Below are 20,233 nucleotides of genomic sequence, written 5' to 3'. Positions count from 1 at the left end.
TTCCGGCGTGTATGCGGCGTTGGCCAGGCCGTATTCTTGCACGATGGCGCCATGGTATAGGTAGATGCGCGTTTCGTACGTGCCCGAATCAAGACGTTCCACCAAGACGAGCGCCTTGCCTTCGGGCCCCTGCGCGCTTGCCACGGCATTGGTGGCGTCGGTGGAGCGAACGAGGTTGGTCATGAGCGACAGGCCCATCTTGGCGTCGACGGCGTTCGCCTGCGTTTCCGCGACACTGCGGTATACCGACACGCCCGAACTGAGCGCGAAGAGCAAGAGCACGAAGAAGAGCACCAGCAGTACGCCCATGAACAGGCCCTGCGATTTGCTCTTGCCGCGCTGGGGGCGCATGGCCGACATGGCGCCGATGATGTCTGCGTTCTGAATCGTCATCGGGGAATCACCACCACGCTGGGCAGCACGTTATCGGCGAACCACTCGTAGGTTACGGCGTAGTCGGCGTGATTGACGGTAAGGCCGTAGTCCTCTTCCAGGTGGGCGAGTGACGAGGGGTACGACCCCTCGATCGCGCAGCATTCCTTGGCGGAATTGAGGATGGCGTTGCGCAGCGATACCGCGCCCTGAGCTCGTGCGTTCTGCTGTGCGAACTGCACGCTCAGGGAAACGAGCGCGGCGATGGCGACGACTGCCACTAGCGCGATAACGCGCCGGAAGCGTCGTTTCCTCTTGCTCGCGTATGTCTGCTCGTGGTACATGGAACGCCTTCTATCCGATGGATCCCATGATGCCGATGAGTGGGAGCATTACCGCAACGAGCGTGGCGCCCACAGCCAAGGTGAGCAGGGCCGCCAGGATGGGTTCGACGCGGTCGATGGATTTGTCGACCTGCGCGACGGCGTCGTCGAAGAACATCTGGGACAGGCGCCCGAGGATGTTGTCGATGCTGCCCGAATGGCTGCCCACGGTGAGCATGCGTGCGTAGAGCGGCTCGAACACGTCGTTTTCCGAGATGGCTTGTGCAAGGCTGCGCGGATTGTCGGTGTCGATCATGGTGGCGCGCGCTGCCTTCAGCCGCTTGCGCAGAAGCACGTGGTCGACGGTTGCGGTTGCGCGCTGCATGGCGTCTTCGTTGTTCACGCCCGAGGCGATGTAGGTGGAAAGGGCCACCGAAAAGCGCGAAAGTGCTAGTTGGTACATGGCCTGACGCGTTGTGGGGAACGCCTCGAAGAGGTTCAGCACGCGCTGGCGCCCCGATTCCGTGCGGCTGGCCACGACGAGCGCGAGTGCCGCGATGGCGCAGACGACGGTTACGCCCAGGGCGGCCCAGCCGATGGTGATGGAAAGGCCCACTGCGCTGAACGAGCCCGTGGTGAGCGAGCCGGACATGTTCTGGTATACGTCAACGAATACGGGCAGGATGACGGCCACCGTGAAGCCCAGGATGATGGCCATGATGCACAGGAGCGTGGCGGGGTAGGCAACGCTCGACTGCAGCTTGGCGAACATGCGATGTTCCTCGTCGTAATACAGGTCGAGGCTGCGAAGCACGCGCTCCAGGCGGCCCGAATGCTCGCCCGTGCGCACCATGTCGATGGCGTAGCGGGGGAACGCGCCGGTTTCCTCCATGGATTCGGAAAGCGTCTTTCCCGAGATGAGCCCTGCGTACACGCTGTCGCATACGTTCTTGAAATGCGATTCCTCGCGGTTTTCGGCAAGCATGAGCACCGCTTCGTCGGTTTGAATGCCCGCCGCGATCATCGTGGCGATGCCGCCGAAGAAGGCGCTGAGCGCGCTGCTTTCGAGCAATGAATGGGCCATGGTTTACTCCTCTGCCGTGGAGCCCGATGCGTGCAAGGTGCTATCGAAGGGTGAATGCCCCTGATAGACCGCTTGTTTTTCGTGTGCCCCGCAACAATTTTCCATTTTAGTATACCTTCCGTATTTTCCTAATAGGTGTATCGAACCGTGTAGTTTTTCGCGTCGCCCACGTAACTGACATTTCCCGAAGCCGCCGCGAACGTGAGGTCGACGCGTGACCACGTGTTGCGGTCGACGCTGAACTCTCCGCACTTCCATACGCCGTCGACATAGACCATGATCCACGCGTGGTAGATGTCGTCGGGGGAAACGTAGCCGGTGATGACCTTGCAGGGTATGCCCTGGCTGCGTAGCATCGCGCACCCGAGCGAGGCGTAGTCGAAGCAGATGCCCGTGCCACTGGCGAGCGTCTCGTCGGGGTTGGGGATGTAGCCCGTGGCAGTGCGCAGCGTTTCCGCCTTGCCCGTGTCGTAGGTGACATTGCTGGTGATGTATTCGCAGATGGCCTGCACTGCTTCGCCCTGGTTGGCAGCGGAGGAAACCAGGCTGCGCGCGAGCTTCACGCATTCGCTGCTCTCGCTGTAGTTGCAGAAGACGTTGGGCTGCAGGAAGGGCTCGAACTCGCTGTCGAGCGTGATGGTTTCCTGCGTGGAGGCGATTTCGACGTAGTTCTGCCCGCTCGTGTTCTGCATGATGCGGAAGGAGTAGGTGCCGTCGCCCATGTTGATGGGGCAGTAGATGGGCGAGCCGTCGGCGGGAAGGTCGTAGTTGTAGCTCATGTCATCCTTCGTGACCTGAAATTTCAGGCGCGAAGAACTGGTGCCTTTCGCTGCCACGTAGCCGCTGGACGCCTGCGAGGTGTCGATGGAGGCGCCGTTCGAGCTAATGGCGCTGGCATCGTTGAACGATTGCTCTTGGATGGATGCGGGTGCGTTCAGGGGAGCGCCGGAGGTTTCGCTGTTGGGTGCATTGCCTTCGCCTCCGCCCGAAGAGCATGACGCGAGAGCGATGCAGAGGATAGCGCTCGCGAAGACGAGGACTCTTTTGTACCTGGCAATATGCACGGTTAACCATTCCCGTCGTTTGTAACCGAACATCCTATAATGCCCAGTGACTATGTATTATAGAACAGGATGCGGTATCATATTCAAAGTGGCCAGAAGGGGGTTCTGGCACGGTGATCTCTGCACTTGACCAGACGGAATACGAGCATGCGCAATAGGTTGAAACGACTAGTAGGTCTCGAGCGCCACAACAGGGATGTACTCGATTTCTTCGCGCGTTCCAACGCCAACGTTGGGTACTATGCGGGAGTCATGTTCATCTTTGCGTGGGCGGTCATCCTCGGTTTGCGCATCGTGGGCGACGATGAAGCGTATTCCGCATTGGGCGCCGTCTACGTCCCCATTTTCATGATCGTGTGCAATGCCCTGGTCATCTACTTTTCTCGTCGGTACCTAAAGGGGCGCATGAAGCGCAGGGTCTTCCAGGCCATCCTCGTTACGTACATGTTCGCGAGCGTGCTTGCCGGTGGGTTTGCCTCGCTGCTCGATTACCTTGCCGGCGGTCAGGTAATGATCTTCTTCTTGCAGGTGGCGCTGTGCGCATGCCTGTTCGTCGAGCCTCCCATCGGTGCGTTCATGCTCACCGTTCTCTCGTTTTCCACGTTGGGCGCGGCCATCTACGTCGTGCGGCCCGGTGATGCCGAAATCTTCGTGGTCATGTTCGTGGCCTGGGTTGCCATCATGGCCGTGAGCGTGGGGCGCTATCGCCAGACGCTTGCCGCCGCGCGCCGAGAAAGCGAGCTGCGCGTGCTCTCCGTGCGCGACGAGCTCACCGGCCTGCCGAATCGCCGTGCGTTGCGCCTTAATTTCCCGCGCTACGTGAACCGCCCGGTCATCGTGGTCATGGCTGACCTCGACGACTTCAAGTACATCAACGACGCGTGTGGCCACACGGTGGGCGATGCACTTCTCGCCGATTTCGCGCGCATCGTGAGCGATTTCTTCCCCGGCGAGGATGTCTACCGTTACGGTGGTGACGAATTCCTGGGTCTCTTCGACATGACCGAAGAGGATATGCTCTCGCGCGCCAACCACATGCGCAGGGCGTTCGCTACGCTTTCCGAACCGCGGGTGCGTGCATCCGGGTTCAGGCTGGTTCACTCCGCTGGCTATATCTGCGGCGAGGCGCGCAACGAAAAGGAGCTGCGCCATATGATTACGCTGGCCGACGAGAACCTCCTGCGTGCGAAACAGCGCGGCAAGAACTTGCTCATCGGCTCCAAGTACGCCCCGTCCGAAGAGCAGGACGAGCTGGGCGAATCGCTGCTGCACGACAGGGGCGTCGACGAGCTCACGGGCATGCCCACGCGTTCTTCGTTCCGTCGTCAGGCGCAGGAGCTCATCAACCGCGTTGCGGGGGATGGCGATATCGTCTATATCGTCCATTTCGACATCGAGGACTTCAAGATCTACAACCACCAGAAGGGCTACGAAGGCGGCGATAAGCTCTTGAAGGGCGTGGGCTCGCTGGTGAAGAGCACGTTTTCCGATGGCATCACGTCTCATATGTCCGACGACCATTTCCTGGTGGCCGTACGCGCGACCAGCGATTTCGAAGAGCGCGTCGTATCGGTGTGCAAGGGCGTTGCCGAATTGGGCGAGGGCGTGGTGGTTGCCGCGAAGGCGGGCATCTACATTCACACGCCCGAGGACACGCACGTGAACCTGTCGTTCATGGGCGACTGCGCGAAGGTTGCCTGCGACAGCATCAAAGGTCGCTACGACGATCTGTATTGCTTCTTCAGCGATGAGATGATGGAGCGCTCGAATCGCCGTCATTTCGTCGTGAACAACCTCGACCGAGCGCTGAGCGAGGGGCATATCCTGGCGAGCTACCAGCGCGTGGTTCGCACGGTAACGCAGAAGGTCTGCGGCTACGAAGCGCTGGCAAAGTGGAACGACCCGAAACTGGGCACGATTCCCCCTTCGGAATTCGTTCCCTTTCTAGAGGATGCGCGCCTCATTCACAAGCTCGACTTGCATATGCTGCGTGCGGTGTGCGCCGACCACCGCGAGGTAACCGACGCGGGCGTGCATACGCTTCCCACTTCGGTGAACCTTTCGCGTCTCGATTTCGAGCTCTGCGATTTGCCCACGGAAGTGCGCAACATCCTGGCGGAGTACCGCATTTCCCCGTCGCGCATTCACTTCGAGATAACGGAAAGCTCGCTTGCCGATTCGCCTGATACGCTGCGCAAGGGCATCGACGCGTTGCGCAAGATGGGGCACGAGGTTTGGGTCGACGACTTCGGCAGCGGCTTCTCTTCCCTGAACATGCTGAAGCGCTATCGCTTCGACACGCTGAAAATCGATATGGAGTTCTTCCGCGTGCTGGGCGACGACGGCGCTTCCGACGAACGCGCGCGCCGCGTTGTCGCGAGCATCGTGGACATGGCCAAGAAGATTGGCATGGGCGTTGTGGCCGAAGGCGTGGCGAACGAGGAGCAGCGCATCTTCCTCGAGAGCATCGGCTGCGGCAAGATTCAGGGCGAGCTGTACGGGCTGGCTAAGTACGACGACATGGAAATCTTCCAGTCCAAGAAGAAAGAGCAGCTTATCGAGAGCGAGGAAGAGCGCCTCTATTTCGACAAGATCGGCGACGTCAATATGCTTTCCGCCGACCCCTTGGGCGAGGTGGATGGCGTGCCGTTCCTGTTCGGACGCCCCATCGCCATCGTCGAGCTCCTCGACGACAATACGATGCGTTACCTGCAGGTGAACAGGCGCTACATGCGCATGCTCAAGGAAGCTGGTACGGGCACGCTCGAAGTTTCGGCGGCACGCTTTAATAAGCCGGGCCCGTTCCGCGACAAGGCCCTGGCAGCGTTCAAGGAATGCGAAGCTGCAGGTCAGACGATGCGTTTTACCGTCACGCTGGGCAGGGTGCAGTACTGCATCGATGCGGTTTTCATTGCTCGCAAGGAAGACATGGCCGCGTTCCTCGCCGAAGTCCAGTGCTTCAGCCTCGACGGCATTAACCCCGCGTAGCTCCCGTTCCTTTTGTTTGTCGTTCGTCGCGCTAATGTGTTATGTTACGCCCTCACGATGTCTCCGCTTTCGTACTTTAGCGTAATGGAGTACAATGAGCGAATTGATAGTTAGCCTGCATAATTGGGGGAAGTACGGACTCACGCACTCACATAGTCACCTACGATTCCACGCTGCGCGACGGCGAACAGGGCGAGGGCATCTCGTTTTCCCTGGAAGATAAGCTGCGCATCGTCGAACGCCTCGATGCTTTTGGCGTCGACATTATCGAGGGTGGCTATCCCGCGTCGAACCCCAAGGACATCGCCTTTTTCAAGCGCGTGGCATCGATGCCCCTTGCGCATGCAAAGGTGGCCGCATTCGGCTCTACCTGCAGGAAGGGCGTTGCCGCTGAAGAGGATGCCGGACTGGCCGACCTTCTGGCAAGCGGCGCCCCCGTCGTCACCATCGTGGGAAAATGCCACGAGGAACAGGTTACGCGTGCGCTGCGAACCACGCTCGAGGAAAACCTTCGCATGGTGCGCGATTCCGTGTCGTACCTGGTTAGCAAGGGCGTCGAAGTCGTATTCGATGCCGAGCATTTCTTCGACGGGTATGAAGCGAACCCCGCGTATTCCCTCGAGGTGCTGCGTGCTGCAAGCGAGGCAGGCGCCTCGTCCATCGACCTGTGCGAAACCAACGGCGGCAAGCTTCCCATGCAGATTCACCGCGTGGTTTCCGAAGTGGTTGCGGCGTTGCCCGGGCAGCGGTTTGGCATTCATTGCCACAACGATTCCGGTTGCGCCGTCGCCAATACGCTTATGGCTGTTTCCGCAGGTGCAACGCAGGTTCAAGGCACGGTGAACGGCTTTGGTGAGCGCGTGGGCAATGCCGATCTGCTTACCGTCATCGCCGATTTGCAGCTGAAGATGGGCATGCATTGCGTTAACGACCTCACGCAGCTCACCGGTGTGGCCCATTTCGTGGCCGAATGCTGCAACGTCACGCTTCCCGCGCGCACGCCCTACACGGGGCAGTCGGCGTTTGCCCATAAGGGTGGGTTGCATGCGAGCGCTTTAGCGCGCTATTCTGCTGCATACGAGCACGAAAGCCCTGAAGCGGTGGGCAACGAGCAGCGCGTTCTCGTGAGCGAGCTCGCGGGCAAGGCGTCGCTGGTCACCAAGGCGCAGTCGCTCGGGTTCGATTTGTCCAACCGCCCAGAGCTCGTGCAGGAAATTCTCGACGACGTGAAGGCGCGCGAGGCCGCGGGCTACTCGTACGAGGTGGCCGATGGCTCCCTGGCGCTGCTCATCATGCGTCATTTGGGCGTATCGAAGCCTCACTTCACGTTGGAAAGCTTTCGTGTCATCGTCGACGACCGCGAAGACTCCGGCGCGTTGGCGAAAGATGCCGAAAGCGAGGCGACTATCAAAATCCACGTTGGCGACGCGCGCTATGTTGCTACGGGCGAGGGCGTTGGCCCTGTTGGGGCGCTCGACAGTGCGTTGCGTCAGGCGATTGGGGAATCGTATCCGGAGGTTGCGGGCATCGAGCTCGTCGACTTCAAGGTGCGTATTTTGGATGAAAGCATAGGCACAAATGCTATCACGCGCGTTACCATCACGACTTCTGACGGAATTCATACGTGGGGTACGGTCAGCGTGAGCGAGAACATCATCGAGGCGTCGTGGAATGCCCTCGTCGACTCGGTTGAGTATGGTTTGACTAGGATGGGAAAGTAATGAGCGATCTGAGAAATGCCAGTGTAGAGGCCCTGCTTGAGGTTATCGCAGGCGTGAAGGATACCGACGTGGCGTATGCTCTGCTCGAGGATCTGTTTACGATTCGCGAGATCAAGGAAACGTCGCAGCGCCTCGAGGTTGCCCGTATGCTCGATTCCGGCAAACCCTACGTTGCCATCGAAGAGGCCACGGGTGCTTCTGCCACCACCATTGCGCGCGTTTCAAAGGCCCTCAACTATGGCTCGGGCGGCTACCGCCATGCCCTCGACATCCTGGAAAAGAACCGAAAGTAGCGTTTCTACGCGCCGTATCGCTGCACGTTGCGGCTGAACGCTTCCAGTATCATCTGGGCGCGCGTCTCGATGGGCGTGGTGTTTTCCTCTAGGAACTTCGGCACGTCGGGAACGGCGATTTTGAACACTTCGATGTACTCCGTCGTTTCCGTGCGCGGCTCGTGCGCGGGCTCGTCTTCCACGTGCACGTACACTACCTGTACCGTCTCCTCGCTCATGCCCGCCGAGGAAAAGCCCGGCTGCGATAGCGGATTAACGTGGGCGTTTCCATCTTCGTCGCGCGAGAGGGCGTAGCCCGTTTCCTCTTCCAGCTCGCGTTCGGCGGCGCTTTCGAGCGATTCCCCCCTTTCCACGAGCCCTGCGGGGAAGGCGACGCACCAGCTGTTCAGCGGGTAGCGGAATTCCCTGATGAGAACGAGTTCGTTGCTGCGCGTGCGCGGCACGATGCACACGGCGTCGGGTTCCTGCCTATGGGGCGCGTCGCTGGCGAGATTCTTTAGCTCGTCGAGGTAGTCTTCGTATCCCTTGCGCGATACGGCTTCGTACGTGAATTCGCTGCCGTTGGGAAGGCGGTAGGTGAGAACGTATTTCTTGATCCAGCCTTTGGAGACCTGCTCGACATTGATGAGCTGGGGCGTTTCCACATGGTTCGATGCTTCGTTCACGATTGCTCCCTTCCGCGACCTTGAATGAAGTATACGACGAAAGGAGCGTTCGAGCGCGGCGGTTTGCACGCTGGCGGGCCCATGTATGCAGCGAACCCCGGGCGCGTGATGCTTGCCCGGGGTTCGCGTTTCGCGTGGCTAAGTTCGGTTTAGAATTCCAGGAACTTGCTTTCGGGGGCGCCGCAGATGGGGCAGTTGCCCACGCCCGTGCCCTTATGGATGTATCCGCAACCAGGGCAAACGTAGTATTTCTCGTCGGTGAGGTGGTCGATCGTGTTGTATGCGTCGATGTAGCGCTGCGCATGGTAGGCCTCGGCCAGCTTGGCGCGCGTGAACACCATCTCGGCAGCCGTGTCGCCAGCTTGCTGGGCAATCTTGATGAACTGCGGATACATGTCGCTCGTCTCGAAGATTTCGCCAAGCGCGGCGTCGATGAGGTTCACGTCGGTGGAATGAACCTCGGCGGCGGGGGCTTCGGGGTTCACGTAGTCGGGCTCGGCTTTGCGAACCAGGTTGCTTTCCATGGCGATGTGAATCTGCTCCGCCTTGCTGGCTGCGGCGAACAGGCTTGCAATCTGGCCAAACCCTTCTTCTGCGGCTTTCTTGGAATACGCGGCATACTTGGCGCTCGCGCCCGTTTCGCCCTCGACGGCGCTCTTCAGATTCTGCAGCGTGTCGCCGGGCGTGCAAGCGGGGTTAGGTACTACGTTGAAGTTGCTGGATGTTGATGCGGTGGGCAATGCCATGTCGATCCTCCTTTTCCGGCGCGTTTGGCCGGTATCGCTATCTGGCATTCACGTGCGCGCTATGTGCGCGCATGACCCCAGCATACTCGCCTTTCGCCTGCATATCACGGGAATTTTGCTCGTGATGCGCGTATTTGTCGCGTCTTTGTCGTGTGGGTGACATTCCGCTTGGTTTGCCCCGCCATGAGCGATGCGTGCGATAATGCGAAGGTACGACAAAAGCCGAAGGGGCCACAGCGAAAGGAGCTTCATGGAGCGTAAGAACGCATGGAAGGCCTATTCCGAAGAAGACCTGGTCAAAGTAGCGAATCTGGCGGATTCGTATATCGATTTCATCAGCTCGTGCAAAACGGAGCGCGAGTGCGCGGCATACGTCATCGAAACGGCGCGCGCAGCAGGTTACCGCAGCATCGAAGAGGTGCGTGCGGCAGGCGAGGCGCTCAAGCCGGGCGATCGCGTGTATGCAAGCAATTATGACAAGTCGGTCATGCTCGTGCAGATCGGCAAGCGTCCCCTGGAAGAGGGCTTCAACATTCTGGGAGCGCATATCGACTCGCCTCGTTTGGACGTCAAGCAGAACCCGCTGTACGAGCAGAACGATTTCGCGCTGCTCGACACGCATTACTACGGCGGCGTGAAGAAGTACCAGTGGGTCACGGTTCCCCTGGCCATTCACGGCGTGGTGGTGAAGAAGGACGGCACGAAGGTGCAGGTTAACGTGGGCGAAGATGCGTCCGATCCCGCGTTCTGCGTCACCGACCTGCTCATTCACCTGGGCGCCGACCAACTTAAGAAGGACGGTGGCCACGTAATCGAGGGCGAGGACCTCGATGTGCTCGTGGGCGGGCGCCCGCTGGTGGTGTCCGAGGAGGAAGCGAAGGCCGCGCCGAAGGGCTCGCCCGAGTCGTTGGCAGGCAAAGAGCCCGTTAAGGCTGCCATCGTGAAGCTCTTCCGTGACAAGTACGGCTTCGACGAGGAAGACCTGCTTTCCGCAGAACTCGAGGTTGTTCCCGCTGGTCGCGCGCGCAGCTGCGGCTTCGACGAGAGCATGGTTCTGGGCTATGGCCAGGACGACCGCGTGTGCAGCTACCCCAGCTTCATCGCCCAGCTGCAGGCGGGCGACCTGCAGCGCACCGCCGTGTGCCTGCTGGTGGATAAAGAGGAAATCGGCAGCGTGGGTGCCACGGGCATGACCAGCATGTTCTTCGAGAACACCGTGGCCGAGATCATGGCGCTCGCGGGCGAGGAGGGCGATTTGCCCCTGCGCCGCGCGCTTGCCTCCTCCAATATGCTTTCGAGCGACGTGAGCGCTGGCATCGACCCGCTGTACGCGGGCGCGTTCGACGCCAAGAACGCCGGCATGCTCGGTCATGGCCTGGTGTTCAACAAGTACACGGGCGCACGTGGCAAGAGCGGTAGCAACGATGCGAACGCCGAGTACATGGGCAAGATTCGCGGAATCATGGAAGCTGGCAACGTTACCTTCCACACCTGCGAGCTGGGCAAGGTCGACCAGGGCGGCGGTGGCACCATCGCCTACATCCTGGCGCGCTACGGCATGAACGTCATCGACTGCGGCGTGCCCGTGCTTTCCATGCATGCTCCGTGGGAGGTCACGAACAAGGCCGATATTTACGAGGCGTTGAAGGGCTACTCCGCATTTCTGCAGTACGCATAGCGTCTGCACCATAGCGTTTTCCGCCCCGGTCTCCCTTGTGGAGGCCGGGGCATTTTGCTGCGCGCGACCGTCGCGTGTTTGATGTGCGACTCCCGCGTGACTTTTTCGTCCCGCATGTCGCGACCTTTTTTCTATCGCGCTGACGCCCCCGACCTTGAACGTGGGGTTTGCGAAGGAAGGAGGATGCATGAAACGACGGGGAATGATCGCCCTTGCGCTGCTGTTCGGCGCGATATGCGCGTTGTCGGTTATGGCGTACCTGGGTTCCGTAAGGGGCCAGGTCGACGCTGTGCGCGCCGAGGCGATGTCGCGTTACGGCGGCGACCAGGTTGACGTGTGCGTTGCAACGCGCGATATATCCCCGGGCGAGAAGCTCGATTCGTCCAATGCCGAGGTGCGCCCTTGGCTGGTCGACCTCCTTCCCGCAAACGCGGTGTACTCGCTCGCGTCGAAAGAGGGCGTGCGCCTAACCTCGTCTATTGGGAAGGGCGAGGTCGTAACCGAGCAGCGCTTTTCCGGGGCAACCGATTCGCTCGTGGTGTCCGCGGGGTATCAGGCCGTGGGGCTTGAGGTGGAAAGCGCGCAGGCGGTTGGCGGTGCCCTGAGCGTGGGCAATCGCGTGGATGTGTATGCCGTTTCGGCTTCCGGCGTGACGCGCATCGCCGAGGGCGTGTCGGTGCTCGCATGTGGGTCGGGTTCGGGCTCGCGCTCGTGGGTGACGCTTTCCGTTTCCGATGAACGCGTTCAGGAAGTCATTGCCGCGACGCAGGTTGCATCCATCTATCTCACATTGCCAGGTTCGTCGTACGAGGGGAGCGCTCATGGAGCCTAAGGTCGTCTTCTGCATGGACGAGGTCTGTTTGAAGCATCCGGACATGATGGGTCTGGGTGGCGAGAGTTTCGATTCCCAGTCTTGGTTGCTGGTCTTCACGGATGCGAGCAAGGCACGTGCCTACGCGCGTTCTCATGCCGCCGATAGGTCGTACTGGATTGCCGGAAGCGATTCGGTCGACGCCATCAACCTGGCGGCGGCCCTGAAGCGCGATGGTGCTCAGACGGTCGCGCTCGTGTCGTTCGACGGGAGCGGGTCGCTCTATAGTCGCGCTCGCGCAGCGGGCGTTACCGGCGTGATGGATGGCGCGTCTCTCGCCCGCATTTACGCCCAGTGCAAGGCCCGTTTCGGCGTGTCAGGGCGTGATGCGCAGGCAGATGCGTCAATGGCGCGAAAGCCCGCTCATGCGGCTCCTGAGGGCTCTCAGAAGGGCCTGAAAGCTGGGGGAGGGGGTACCACGCCACCTGGGGTTATGGTACCCACGGCGCAAATTGTCGAATCGAGCGCTTCGGCGGGCCGAGAACGGGCGGCTCAAAGCGATTCCAAGAAAGCCGAAACATCGCTTTCCGGGTTTAGCATCATCCCTGGTTCTAAGGCGCAAAACGCAATGCCATCGCGCTTGGGATTCATGCTCTGCGTCGTGGGGGCGGGCGGGGGCATGGGAAAAAGCACCATTTCGGTTCTGTCGGCCGTTATCGCAGCTCGATTGGGATATCGAACGGTGCTTGTCGATGCCGATCTTCAGTGCGGCGACGCCCATTATCTGCTGGGGGTCGACGACCCTATGCGCATCGACGATGTGGCGGCTCATTTGGGCAAGCTCGACGCCCTGCGTACCGACGGGAATCGTCCTGCGCTGCTTGCGGCTCCGCTTCGCCTCGAGCATGCCGAGGTGGCCGACCCCGCGATGGTCGATGTGCTCCAGGCGTTACGCGAGCGATTCGATGTGGTGGTCGTTAATACGGGGCCTGCTTGGGACGCGCTGCATATGCGCTTGATTGCCCTGTCATCGGCAGTGTTTTTCGTGCTTGACCAGCGCCCCACCGCCATTCGCCTTTGCCGGCACGCCATCGAGCTATGTTCGCGATGCGGCGTGGCAACGCGCTCGGTGAAGTATCTCGTCAATCGTTGCTCGCGCTCATCGCTCTTCAGCTCCATCGATGTCTCGTGCGCGCTATCGGGCGCCTCCGCGTTCGAGGTGGCCGAAGGCGGCAAGGAAGTGGGCGAGGTTATGGGTGCTGGCCAGACGGGTGACTTGGTCGATGCGGGCAATCCCGCCTGCCGTAGTCTGGAGTCCGCGTTGCGTGAGACGCTTCCTCGCTCCGCACATGCCGGGTCGATTGTGGTGGCCGACCCGAAGAAAAAGCGTGGTCACCTTTTGGATGGCATAAGGAGGCGTGCGGCATGTCTTTGATGGAACTGGTTTCCCAGGCCGGCAACGCTGCGGCGTCGGCTGGCGCGAGGGAGGAAAGCACTGCGTTTGAGCAGCTGAAGCGCAGAGTCCGCGAGATGCTGCCGCCTCAGGCGATTGCCCGTATGGGCCGCGAAAATCCCACGCGTGCGGAAAACGAGGTGCGCCGTGCCTGCGAGCAGGTCTTCGAGTCCGATCCATGGCTGGCCGAAAGCGCATCGGCGCGGGATTGCATGGTAAAGGCGCTTATAGATACGCTGTTTGGACTGGGGCCGCTCGAGCCGTATCTCGAAGACGAGTCGGTGACCGAAATCATGGTTAACGGATGCGCTTCGTTCTTCATTGAGCGGGGTGGCGTGCTGCAGGCATGCGAGAACCCCTTTTCGCGAGAGGATGATGTGCGTACGCTCATCGATCGCATCCTGGGGCCGTTGGGCAGGCGCATCGACGAGTCGTCGCCGATGGTCAATGCCCGCCTTTCGGCGGGTCATCGCGTACATGCCGTTATACCGCCTATCGCGCTCGATGGTCCAACGCTCACGATTCGCAAGTTCCGCGCCCAGGTTATGACCATGGTCGACATGCAGGCAAGCGGTTCGGTTGAACCGTCGGTGCGTCGTTTCCTGCAGAAATGCGTTGCCCAGCGAAAGAACATGGCCGTTTCGGGAGGCACGGGCAGCGGCAAGACGACGCTGCTCAACGCGCTTTCCTGCGAAATCAGCAAGGCTGAGCGAATCGTGACCATCGAGGATTCCGCCGAGCTGCGCTTTCTGGAGCACCCGCACGTCGTGCGTTTGGAAGCGCGTCCCGAGAGCGTGGAGGGGACGGGCCTCGTTTCCATTCGCGACCTGGTCATCAATGCGCTGCGCATGCGTCCCGACCGAATTATCGTGGGCGAATGCCGTGGCGGCGAAGCGCTCGATATGCTGCAGGCCATGAACACGGGGCATGATGGGTCGCTTACCACGCTTCATGCGAACTCGCCCTCGGATTGCGTTTCTCGCCTTACGACGATGGTGCGCTATGCGGTTGAACTACCCGTGGAAGTAATCGAATCGCAGATTGCGAGCGCGCTTGACTATATCGTCCAGGTGACGCGCGCGTCCGATGGGCGAAGGTTCGTTTGCGCCATATGCGAGGTACGTCCCGCCAGCGATGGCGTGGGGTGTCAGGTGCTTCCCCTCTACACGCGTGCAAACCCCGGCGATGCGGGTGCTTGGCTCGCGCAGGTCGACGATCGGGCGGTGGCTGCATGATGAGCGAAAGGGTGCTGCTGGCCCTTATGGCGTCGTTGAGCGCTGGGTCGTGTTGTGCGGTTCTTCTTGTCGTCGCATTCGGGTATGCGCAGCGACGAGTTCGTTTCGGGCGAGTTCAAAAGCGCTCGGGAACAGGGTCTCCATTGCGACGCGTTCTTCGCAACGGGGTTCCTCCGCTGCGTGGGTTGGGCAATCGCGTGCTTGCCGTACGGCCCGCGTCGGCCGCATGTTCCACGTGCGCACGCGCCCTGGCAGTGAGGGGGTACGAGTCTTCTCCAGCGTGCGTCGCTTCGATTCTCGTTGCCTTGCTGGGCGTCTCGGCGGTGGGCGGAGCGCTGTTCGGTTCTGTTATCGGCGGGTTGCTCTCGTTCGTCGCGGGCTGCTATGCCGCGCATTCCGCTGCATCGCATGCGCTTGCGCGACGCCGCGAGGCCGCCTGCGATGCGCTGCCCGATGCGTTGCGCACCATGGGCTCGTGCTTCAGTGCGGGCTTCACGCTTCCGCAGACGTTTCACGAGCTCGAAAAGACGACTCCCGCTCCATTGAGCGAGCTGTTCGGGCGCGCGCGAATGGAGCTTTCCGCAGGGGTGAGCGTGTCGGAGGCGCTTGCCGGGATGCGCAATCGCGAGGAAGTGCCTGCGGAGCTGTCGTTTCTTGCGGTGGCGCTGCGCGTACAGCATCAATCGGGTGGTAGCTTGCAGCACGTGCTCGACGCGGCGCGAGAGTCGCTGGAAAGCGAGATCGAGATTCGCAGGTCGCTTCGCGTCCATACTGCTCAAGCGCGCCTATCAGCCCGCGTAGTGGTTGGCGTCACGCTTGGTCTGCTTGTCGCGCTCAGCTTGCTCTCGAAGGACTTTCTTTCGCCATTCTTTGCGTCTCCTTTAGGGTTCGCGATGCTTATCGTGGCGGTATCCATGCAGGTAGCTGGCATTTTCGCAGTGCGCCGCATACTCGCGGTGGAGGTGTCGTGATGCTCGAGGGCGTTTTGCAGGGCATTGCATGCGTGTCTTCGGCCGTTTCGGGCGCATGTGGCGCATATGTGCTGGCGGGCGAATGCGCTAGCCGTTCGCAGCGCCGTACGCTTCTGGCTCGCTCTGCCGATGTGGGCGATTCCCCTTCTGCGCGTTATGCGACTGGCTTGGATGCGCTTCTGATTGCGGGGGCCATTCGCTGTTCCCGCCGGGGCAGCGCTCCCGTTGCCCGATGGGGAAGCGACGCGCTCGTGAGGCTGGCGTTGCATGCGGGCCTTTCTCCTTGGCTTTCCGAAAGCGGGCTCTGCGCTCTGCGCGCGCGTGCGACGGTGGCCTTTGCCGCCATTGCGGGCGTTCTGGGCTCTCTCTTCTCCGTGCAGCTTGCCTGCGTGAGCGTCATCTGCGGATGCGCGTTCGGCTGGCGCTCTCTGAACCGAGCGCTCAAGCACGAAGCGTCGTTGCGAACGCGGTCGCTCGAGCGCTGCTTGTCGCAGACGCTCGAGGTCATATGCCTGGGGCTGCGGAGTGGCATGACGTTCGATCGTTCGCTGCAGCTCTATTGCTCCTGCTTCGGGGGAGTGCTGGCGGGCGAGCTATCGCTTGCTCGTGCGGAGTGGGGTTCGGGCATGCGCACGCGGGAAGAGGCGTTGCGTCTTCTTGCCGAATCGTATGACTCGCCGCTGTTTTCTCGCGTGGTGGATAGCGTCGTGCGGTCGCTGCGTTTCGGGTCGCCTCTTGCGGATTCGCTCGAGCAGCTGGCTGCGGAGGCTCGTCGTGCCAGGAAATGCGCAATCGAGGAGGTGGTCATGAAAGCGCCGGTGAAGATGATGATTCCTGTTGGGACGCTCATCCTGCCTTCGATGCTGCTGCTTGTGCTCGGTCCGATTTTGCTTGATGTGATGTAGACGGCGCCGGTGGGCGCCCCATGGAAAGGAAACATGTATGAGGAAGATGGTTTGCGCAGTTGAACGAGAGGCCGCCAGGGTAATTCATCGCATGGCGACCTGCATGTACGACCTTGCCGCCCGCCTGGCCAAGGATTGCAAGGGGCAGGGAACTACCGAATACGCCATTCTAGTAGGCGTTCTAGTCGTGATTGCGATTATCGCGATCACGCTGTTCAAGCCCAAGATTCAGGAGCTTTGGGATGCTATCGCGACGGGCGTCAACGGGTTGTAGACGCGTATGGGGTACGCTCGGCCAGTCCACGGTGGAGTTCGCGGTCATCCTGGCCGCCCTGGTGTTTATCGCGGTTGGTCTGGGCGCTCTATGGCATGTCATGCGCGAGGGGCTGTTCGTGAGTCATGCGGTTTCAAGCGCGTCGCATAACCTTTCGGGCGGAACGGGGGCGTGGCTTGATGTGTTCGCGTACTGAGCGAGGGCAATCTACCGTGGAGGCTGCGTTTCTGCTGCCCGTCCTGTTCGTGCTGCTGCTCATGCTTTTGCAGCCGGGAATCATCTTGTACGACCGCATGGTGATGCGTTCGGCGGCTGCCGAAGGATGTCGCCTTGTCGCCACGATGGGCGCAGGTGGGCCCTTTGATGAGGGAGTATGCCGCGATATGGTTAAGCGTCGTTTGGGCGCTATCCCGCCCAGCGATCTGTTCCATATGCATGGTGGCGAATGCTCGTGGGATATCCAATTCGAAGGGGGTGCGCAAAGCGAGCGCGCCACGGTAACGATACGCAATCGCGTGCGCTTGGTGCCCCTCTTCGATGCCGCGGGGGCGTTGCTGGGCATCGCTCCTGATGGTTGCATGCAAATCGAGGTAACGGAGACGTGCGGGGCCCGTCCTGCTTGGTTTGGTGGCTATGCGGATCCCTGGGCGTTCAGGAGGAAATGAACGATGTCTTGGTTGGGGAGGAAAGCAAATGCACGTCCGTTTTTCTGTGATGATGGCGGGTTTTCCACGCTCGGCATGGCGCTCGCGCTTCTTGTGACGATGTCGCTGGTGCTAACGTCGGCCCAGGTGTATCGCCTGTATACGCTTTCCGCCGAAACGCAGAATGTCGCCGATGCATGCGCTCTTGCCGCCGAAAACCAAATGGCGAAGTTCTATACCGCCGTTCAGGTGTGCGATGCAACCGTCCTGTCGCTTTCCCTTGTTGGCATTGCCGCTGCGGGGGCGGGCGTAGTGGCTCTGTGCGTTCCCGGTGCACAGGAGGTGGGAGATAAGCTCATCGAGGCTGCCGATAGGGTCTTTCGGGCGCGCGATTCCTTTTCCGAAAAGGCGGTCGAGGGGTTGAGCGAGATCCAAGAGCTGCTGCCCTTCATCGCGGCTGCCCAGGCTATGGGGGTCGCACGTGCGAACAGCCATAGCGGGCATGCGAATTACCTGGGCGTTGCCGTGCTTCTTCCGATGCGTGGTTGGGAAGCGTCTACTGGAACGGATTTCGCGTATGAGGTTACGGATTACATCAAGGAAGAATCGGATGGAATCAAGGAAGACGCGCGCGGTGCGGAAGAAGCGGCGCAGAAGGCCAACGAGAGCAAGGAGCGTGCCTTCCTCGCCGATTGCGGAGCTTCGCCTGGGTATTGCATGCAGGAGCGTGCTGGGTCGCTGGCTGGTCTTTCTCCTGGTCAGAACCCCCTGTATCGCAGCGTGGATGCGTGGTCGTTTTCCGTGGCGTTGCATCGCGCGCAGGCGTACTATCCCGCGCGCTTGGCGTGTGAGCATCCGGAGGGCAATTCGGTGGATGATCGTGCGAATTCTGCGTTGCGCGCTCATTTTTACGCGTACGCAAGCGAGGAGTTGTCTCGTGGCTATGTGCGCGAGAGCGCTGATGGCCATTTCGAGGCGAACTTCCCCCATTTGCCTGCCAATACCGACGAAATGCGTTTGACGAGCCTCTATACGCAGGCGGCGTATCCCGTAACGCAGGACGGACGGGGAGCGCGCCATATGCACGCGTGGCCTGGCTGCCCGCGTATTTCCGAAGAATCATCTGCGGGTACGAGCTCGATTCAGGTGATGGAGGCGTGCGGGTACGAAACATGCCCGGTGTGTCGGTTCCATGCGTCGAGCATGGGAAGCGTCGCTGCAGCTTCGACTTCGACCAATAACGGATTCGAACACTACTACCGTATCGTCGAGGAAGAATCGAAGGTGTATCAGGTTGCCATGCAGGAGTATGCGCGACAGGCTGAAGAGGTCAAACGTCCCGTTACGGCGATATTTAACGCGCTAAGCGACTTGCTTGCGGATTCAGCAGGCAAGCGATTGTCCGTTTCTCCGCCGGGCATGAACGGGGTGGTTGCCCTTGTGGTTGATACCTCGTCGGTATCTGCCGATTCCCTTATGCCCAATGGTTTCGTGGGTGGCGGCGGTTCCCTTGGGCCGCGGGCCGCCATATCGGCTGCTACGCTGGGTGTGGAGGAGGCCGATGATGCCCATAGCGTGATTTCCTCGTTGTTCGATGGGCTCGTCGAGAAGGTGGATTCTCCGCTTGTAAGTGCGTTTCCCCTCATGGCGGGCGCGTGGTCTGGCTGCTTGCATGCGTATGCAAAGGGTTACGACTCGTTTAAGGAGGGGCTCTCATCGCTGCTAGATGCCCTTCCCCTTATGAGTGCAAGCGGCTTGGGCGATCGGGCGGCCCGCGCGCTGGATGACGCGTTGAGTGCCGCTGGCTTGGAGCCTGCGAACATATCGGCGCTGAAGCCCATGCTCGTGAATTCGTGGCAGGTGGCGGAAGTGAGTGGCGGAGACGAGTTTGCATCGAGGCTTATGGGTGCGAAGCGAATCGCTGCGCATATGCCGGCGAATGCCGCGAACCCCCTTGATGCGGCGGTGCTAGTGACTGCTTCGTATGCTCAGGAGCGCATCGACGCGCTGGACGACGAGGTTCAAATCGCCTCGTTCGATATCGGCGGTGGTTCAATTCCCATATCGATCACGCTGCCCCCGGCCTGGAGAGACGTTGCCGCTGGCGAAGTGGGCGAAGCTCGTGATGCTCTGCGTTCGTTGCCTGGTGTGAGCGGGGGCGATGCGCCATGGGAATAGCCGGTCGCCTTTCCGGTGAGCGCGGTCAGATGACGGTGGAAATGGCGGTTGCCATGCCCGTGCTAATCGCCATTGCGCTTCTTGCGGTGAACGCGTTGCTGTACCTGGGTGATTGCGCTGCATTCGATCGCGAGGCGCGCCAAGCGGTGTGCGTGTATGCCGTAGCCCCGCCATACGGTCAAACGACGCTGGGTGCAGTGGGTGATATAGAGGCGGAGCTTCGCCGCTCATTTTGCGCGAGCAATCAGGAGGTTTCCGTGTGTGGAGAAGCTTGCTCGGGCGGGTACGTGCGGTTCAACGCAACGCTTCGGTTTTCGCCGACTCTGTTCGGACGTTCGTTTTCGGGGCAGGTGTTCGGCGTCTCGCTGCCGTCGGTTTCCCATACGGCAACTCTTACGGTCGACCCGTATAAACCTGGGGTGCTGGTATGAGTAGCCAGGTAAAACGCATAGGCGTTGCTCTATGCCTTCTCGTTGGCTGCTTTGGATTGCTGTGGGCGTGGCATGAGCTGGATGGCCTGAGTGGCGGTGCCGGAGCGGTTGCGCCAGGCGAACCGCCGGCCCAGACGGAGCTGTCTCGGCAGAATCCCGCTATCGACGCCTTCGCGGCTTCCGGAGGCGAAATTTCTTACGAGGACGGAATGCCCGATGCGCTTGTGCGCGAAACGTTTAACCCTAGCGTGCTCGGTGCGAAGCGCGTCCTCTATCGCGATGGCGTGGTAGCGCTTATGGGCTCGTGGAGCGAAGGCGACGCGCTGCAGCGCGTTTCCTCATTGCTCGCTTCGGCGGGTTGGGTTGATGTAAGCGGAAGCTCAAGTGATGACTTGGG

General features: G+C 60.8%; 21 protein-coding genes. 15 read left to right on the top strand and 6 right to left on the bottom strand.

What is annotated here, in order from left to right:
• From AC04P6_RS00555 to AC04P6_RS00540, 4 genes are all read right to left on the bottom strand, one after another.
• On the bottom strand, positions 1–393 hold a 393-nt coding region (locus AC04P6_RS00555), incomplete at its 3' end, for a DUF4860 domain-containing protein (RefSeq protein ID WP_475564641.1).
• Entirely contained in the window at positions 390–716 is a 327-nt protein-coding gene (locus AC04P6_RS00550) for a hypothetical protein (protein WP_475564640.1), read from the bottom strand. The genes AC04P6_RS00550 and AC04P6_RS00555, both read right to left, overlap by 4 nt.
• Before the next feature lie 10 nt (positions 717–726).
• Positions 727–1,779 carry a type II secretion system F family protein gene (locus tag AC04P6_RS00545; RefSeq protein WP_475564639.1) on the bottom strand — a complete coding sequence of 351 codons (1,053 nt, stop codon included), beginning with the start codon at positions 1,777–1,779 and terminating at the stop codon, positions 727–729.
• Positions 1,780–1,907: 128 nt separating this feature from the next.
• On the bottom strand, positions 1,908–2,843 hold the full coding sequence (locus AC04P6_RS00540; protein ID WP_475564638.1) for a transglutaminase-like domain-containing protein: 936 nt from the start codon (positions 2,841–2,843) through the stop codon (positions 1,908–1,910).
• Positions 2,844–3,095: 252 nt separating this feature from the next.
• Between AC04P6_RS00540 and AC04P6_RS00535 the strand changes: the two genes are divergently transcribed.
• The 3 genes from AC04P6_RS00535 to AC04P6_RS00525 all read left to right on the top strand — a co-directional run bounded on the left by AC04P6_RS00535 (position 3,096) and on the right by AC04P6_RS00525 (position 7,845).
• On the top strand, positions 3,096–5,831 hold the full coding sequence (locus tag AC04P6_RS00535; protein WP_475564637.1) for an EAL domain-containing protein: 2,736 nt from the start codon (positions 3,096–3,098) through the stop codon (positions 5,829–5,831).
• 119 nt (positions 5,832–5,950) lie between these two features.
• Positions 5,951–7,552 (top strand): citramalate synthase, encoded by a 1,602-nt coding sequence (gene cimA / locus AC04P6_RS00530; RefSeq protein ID WP_475564642.1) that lies wholly within the window; start codon positions 5,951–5,953, stop codon positions 7,550–7,552.
• Positions 7,552–7,845, top strand: a complete 294-nt coding sequence (locus AC04P6_RS00525) for a YerC/YecD family TrpR-related protein (protein ID WP_475564635.1) — start codon at positions 7,552–7,554, stop codon at positions 7,843–7,845. The genes cimA and AC04P6_RS00525 overlap by 1 nt, the downstream gene beginning before the upstream one ends.
• Positions 7,846–7,850: 5 nt before the next feature.
• Here the strand turns inward: AC04P6_RS00525 and AC04P6_RS00520 are convergent, their stop codons facing one another.
• Positions 7,851–8,510, bottom strand: a complete 660-nt coding sequence (locus AC04P6_RS00520; RefSeq protein WP_475564634.1) for an NUDIX domain-containing protein — start codon at positions 8,508–8,510, stop codon at positions 7,851–7,853.
• A gap of 149 nt (positions 8,511–8,659) precedes the next feature.
• Positions 8,660–9,256, bottom strand: a complete 597-nt coding sequence (locus AC04P6_RS00515) for a rubrerythrin family protein (protein ID WP_475564633.1) — start codon at positions 9,254–9,256, stop codon at positions 8,660–8,662.
• A 250-nt stretch (positions 9,257–9,506) separates the two neighbouring features.
• Here AC04P6_RS00515 and AC04P6_RS00510 point away from each other — a divergent pair, with 250 nt between their 5' ends.
• The 12 genes from AC04P6_RS00510 to AC04P6_RS00455 form a co-directional block, all read left to right on the top strand.
• Positions 9,507–10,934, top strand: coding sequence for an aminopeptidase (locus tag AC04P6_RS00510; RefSeq protein ID WP_475564632.1), 1,428 nt, complete (start codon positions 9,507–9,509; stop codon positions 10,932–10,934).
• 187 nt (positions 10,935–11,121) lie between these two features.
• Positions 11,122–11,766: a Flp pilus assembly protein CpaB gene (gene cpaB / locus AC04P6_RS00505; protein ID WP_475564631.1), complete on the top strand. Its 645-nt coding sequence runs from the start codon at positions 11,122–11,124 to the stop codon at positions 11,764–11,766.
• Positions 11,756–13,180 (top strand): CpaE/TadZ family protein, encoded by a 1,425-nt coding sequence (locus AC04P6_RS00500; RefSeq protein ID WP_475564630.1) that lies wholly within the window; start codon positions 11,756–11,758, stop codon positions 13,178–13,180. Before cpaB ends, AC04P6_RS00500 begins: the two co-directional genes overlap by 11 nt.
• Positions 13,171–14,433 (top strand): CpaF family protein, encoded by a 1,263-nt coding sequence (locus tag AC04P6_RS00495; protein ID WP_475564629.1) that lies wholly within the window; start codon positions 13,171–13,173, stop codon positions 14,431–14,433. Before AC04P6_RS00500 ends, AC04P6_RS00495 begins: the two co-directional genes overlap by 10 nt.
• A gap of 197 nt (positions 14,434–14,630) precedes the next feature.
• The gene (locus tag AC04P6_RS00490) at positions 14,631–15,404 is read left to right on the top strand and encodes a type II secretion system F family protein (protein WP_475564628.1); all 774 of its coding nucleotides are present in this window, start codon (positions 14,631–14,633) and stop codon (positions 15,402–15,404) included.
• Positions 15,404–16,309: a type II secretion system F family protein gene (locus AC04P6_RS00485; protein WP_475564627.1), complete on the top strand. Its 906-nt coding sequence runs from the start codon at positions 15,404–15,406 to the stop codon at positions 16,307–16,309. The genes AC04P6_RS00490 and AC04P6_RS00485 overlap by 1 nt, the downstream gene beginning before the upstream one ends.
• Positions 16,310–16,346: 37 nt before the next feature.
• A complete protein-coding gene (locus AC04P6_RS00480; protein WP_475564626.1) occupies positions 16,347–16,583 on the top strand; it encodes a hypothetical protein in 237 nt (78 codons plus the stop codon).
• The gene (locus tag AC04P6_RS00475) at positions 16,552–16,779 is read left to right on the top strand and encodes a hypothetical protein (RefSeq protein WP_475564625.1); all 228 of its coding nucleotides are present in this window, start codon (positions 16,552–16,554) and stop codon (positions 16,777–16,779) included. The genes AC04P6_RS00480 and AC04P6_RS00475 overlap by 32 nt, the downstream gene beginning before the upstream one ends.
• A 16-nt stretch (positions 16,780–16,795) precedes the next feature.
• Positions 16,796–17,248, top strand: coding sequence for a TadE/TadG family type IV pilus assembly protein (locus AC04P6_RS00470; RefSeq protein ID WP_475564624.1), 453 nt, complete (start codon positions 16,796–16,798; stop codon positions 17,246–17,248).
• A 3-nt stretch (positions 17,249–17,251) separates the two neighbouring features.
• The gene (locus AC04P6_RS00465; RefSeq protein ID WP_475564623.1) at positions 17,252–19,405 is read left to right on the top strand and encodes a molybdenum cofactor biosynthesis enzyme; all 2,154 of its coding nucleotides are present in this window, start codon (positions 17,252–17,254) and stop codon (positions 19,403–19,405) included.
• Positions 19,396–19,836 (top strand): hypothetical protein, encoded by a 441-nt coding sequence (locus AC04P6_RS00460; RefSeq protein ID WP_475564622.1) that lies wholly within the window; start codon positions 19,396–19,398, stop codon positions 19,834–19,836. Before AC04P6_RS00465 ends, AC04P6_RS00460 begins: the two co-directional genes overlap by 10 nt.
• Positions 19,833–20,233: hypothetical protein (locus AC04P6_RS00455; protein ID WP_475564621.1), on the top strand; the 401-nt coding region annotated here is incomplete at its 3' end. The genes AC04P6_RS00460 and AC04P6_RS00455, both read left to right, overlap by 4 nt.

It is taken from the genome of Denitrobacterium sp., from assembly GCF_056180635.1.
This window is presented reverse-complemented; position numbering and strand designations above follow the sequence as displayed.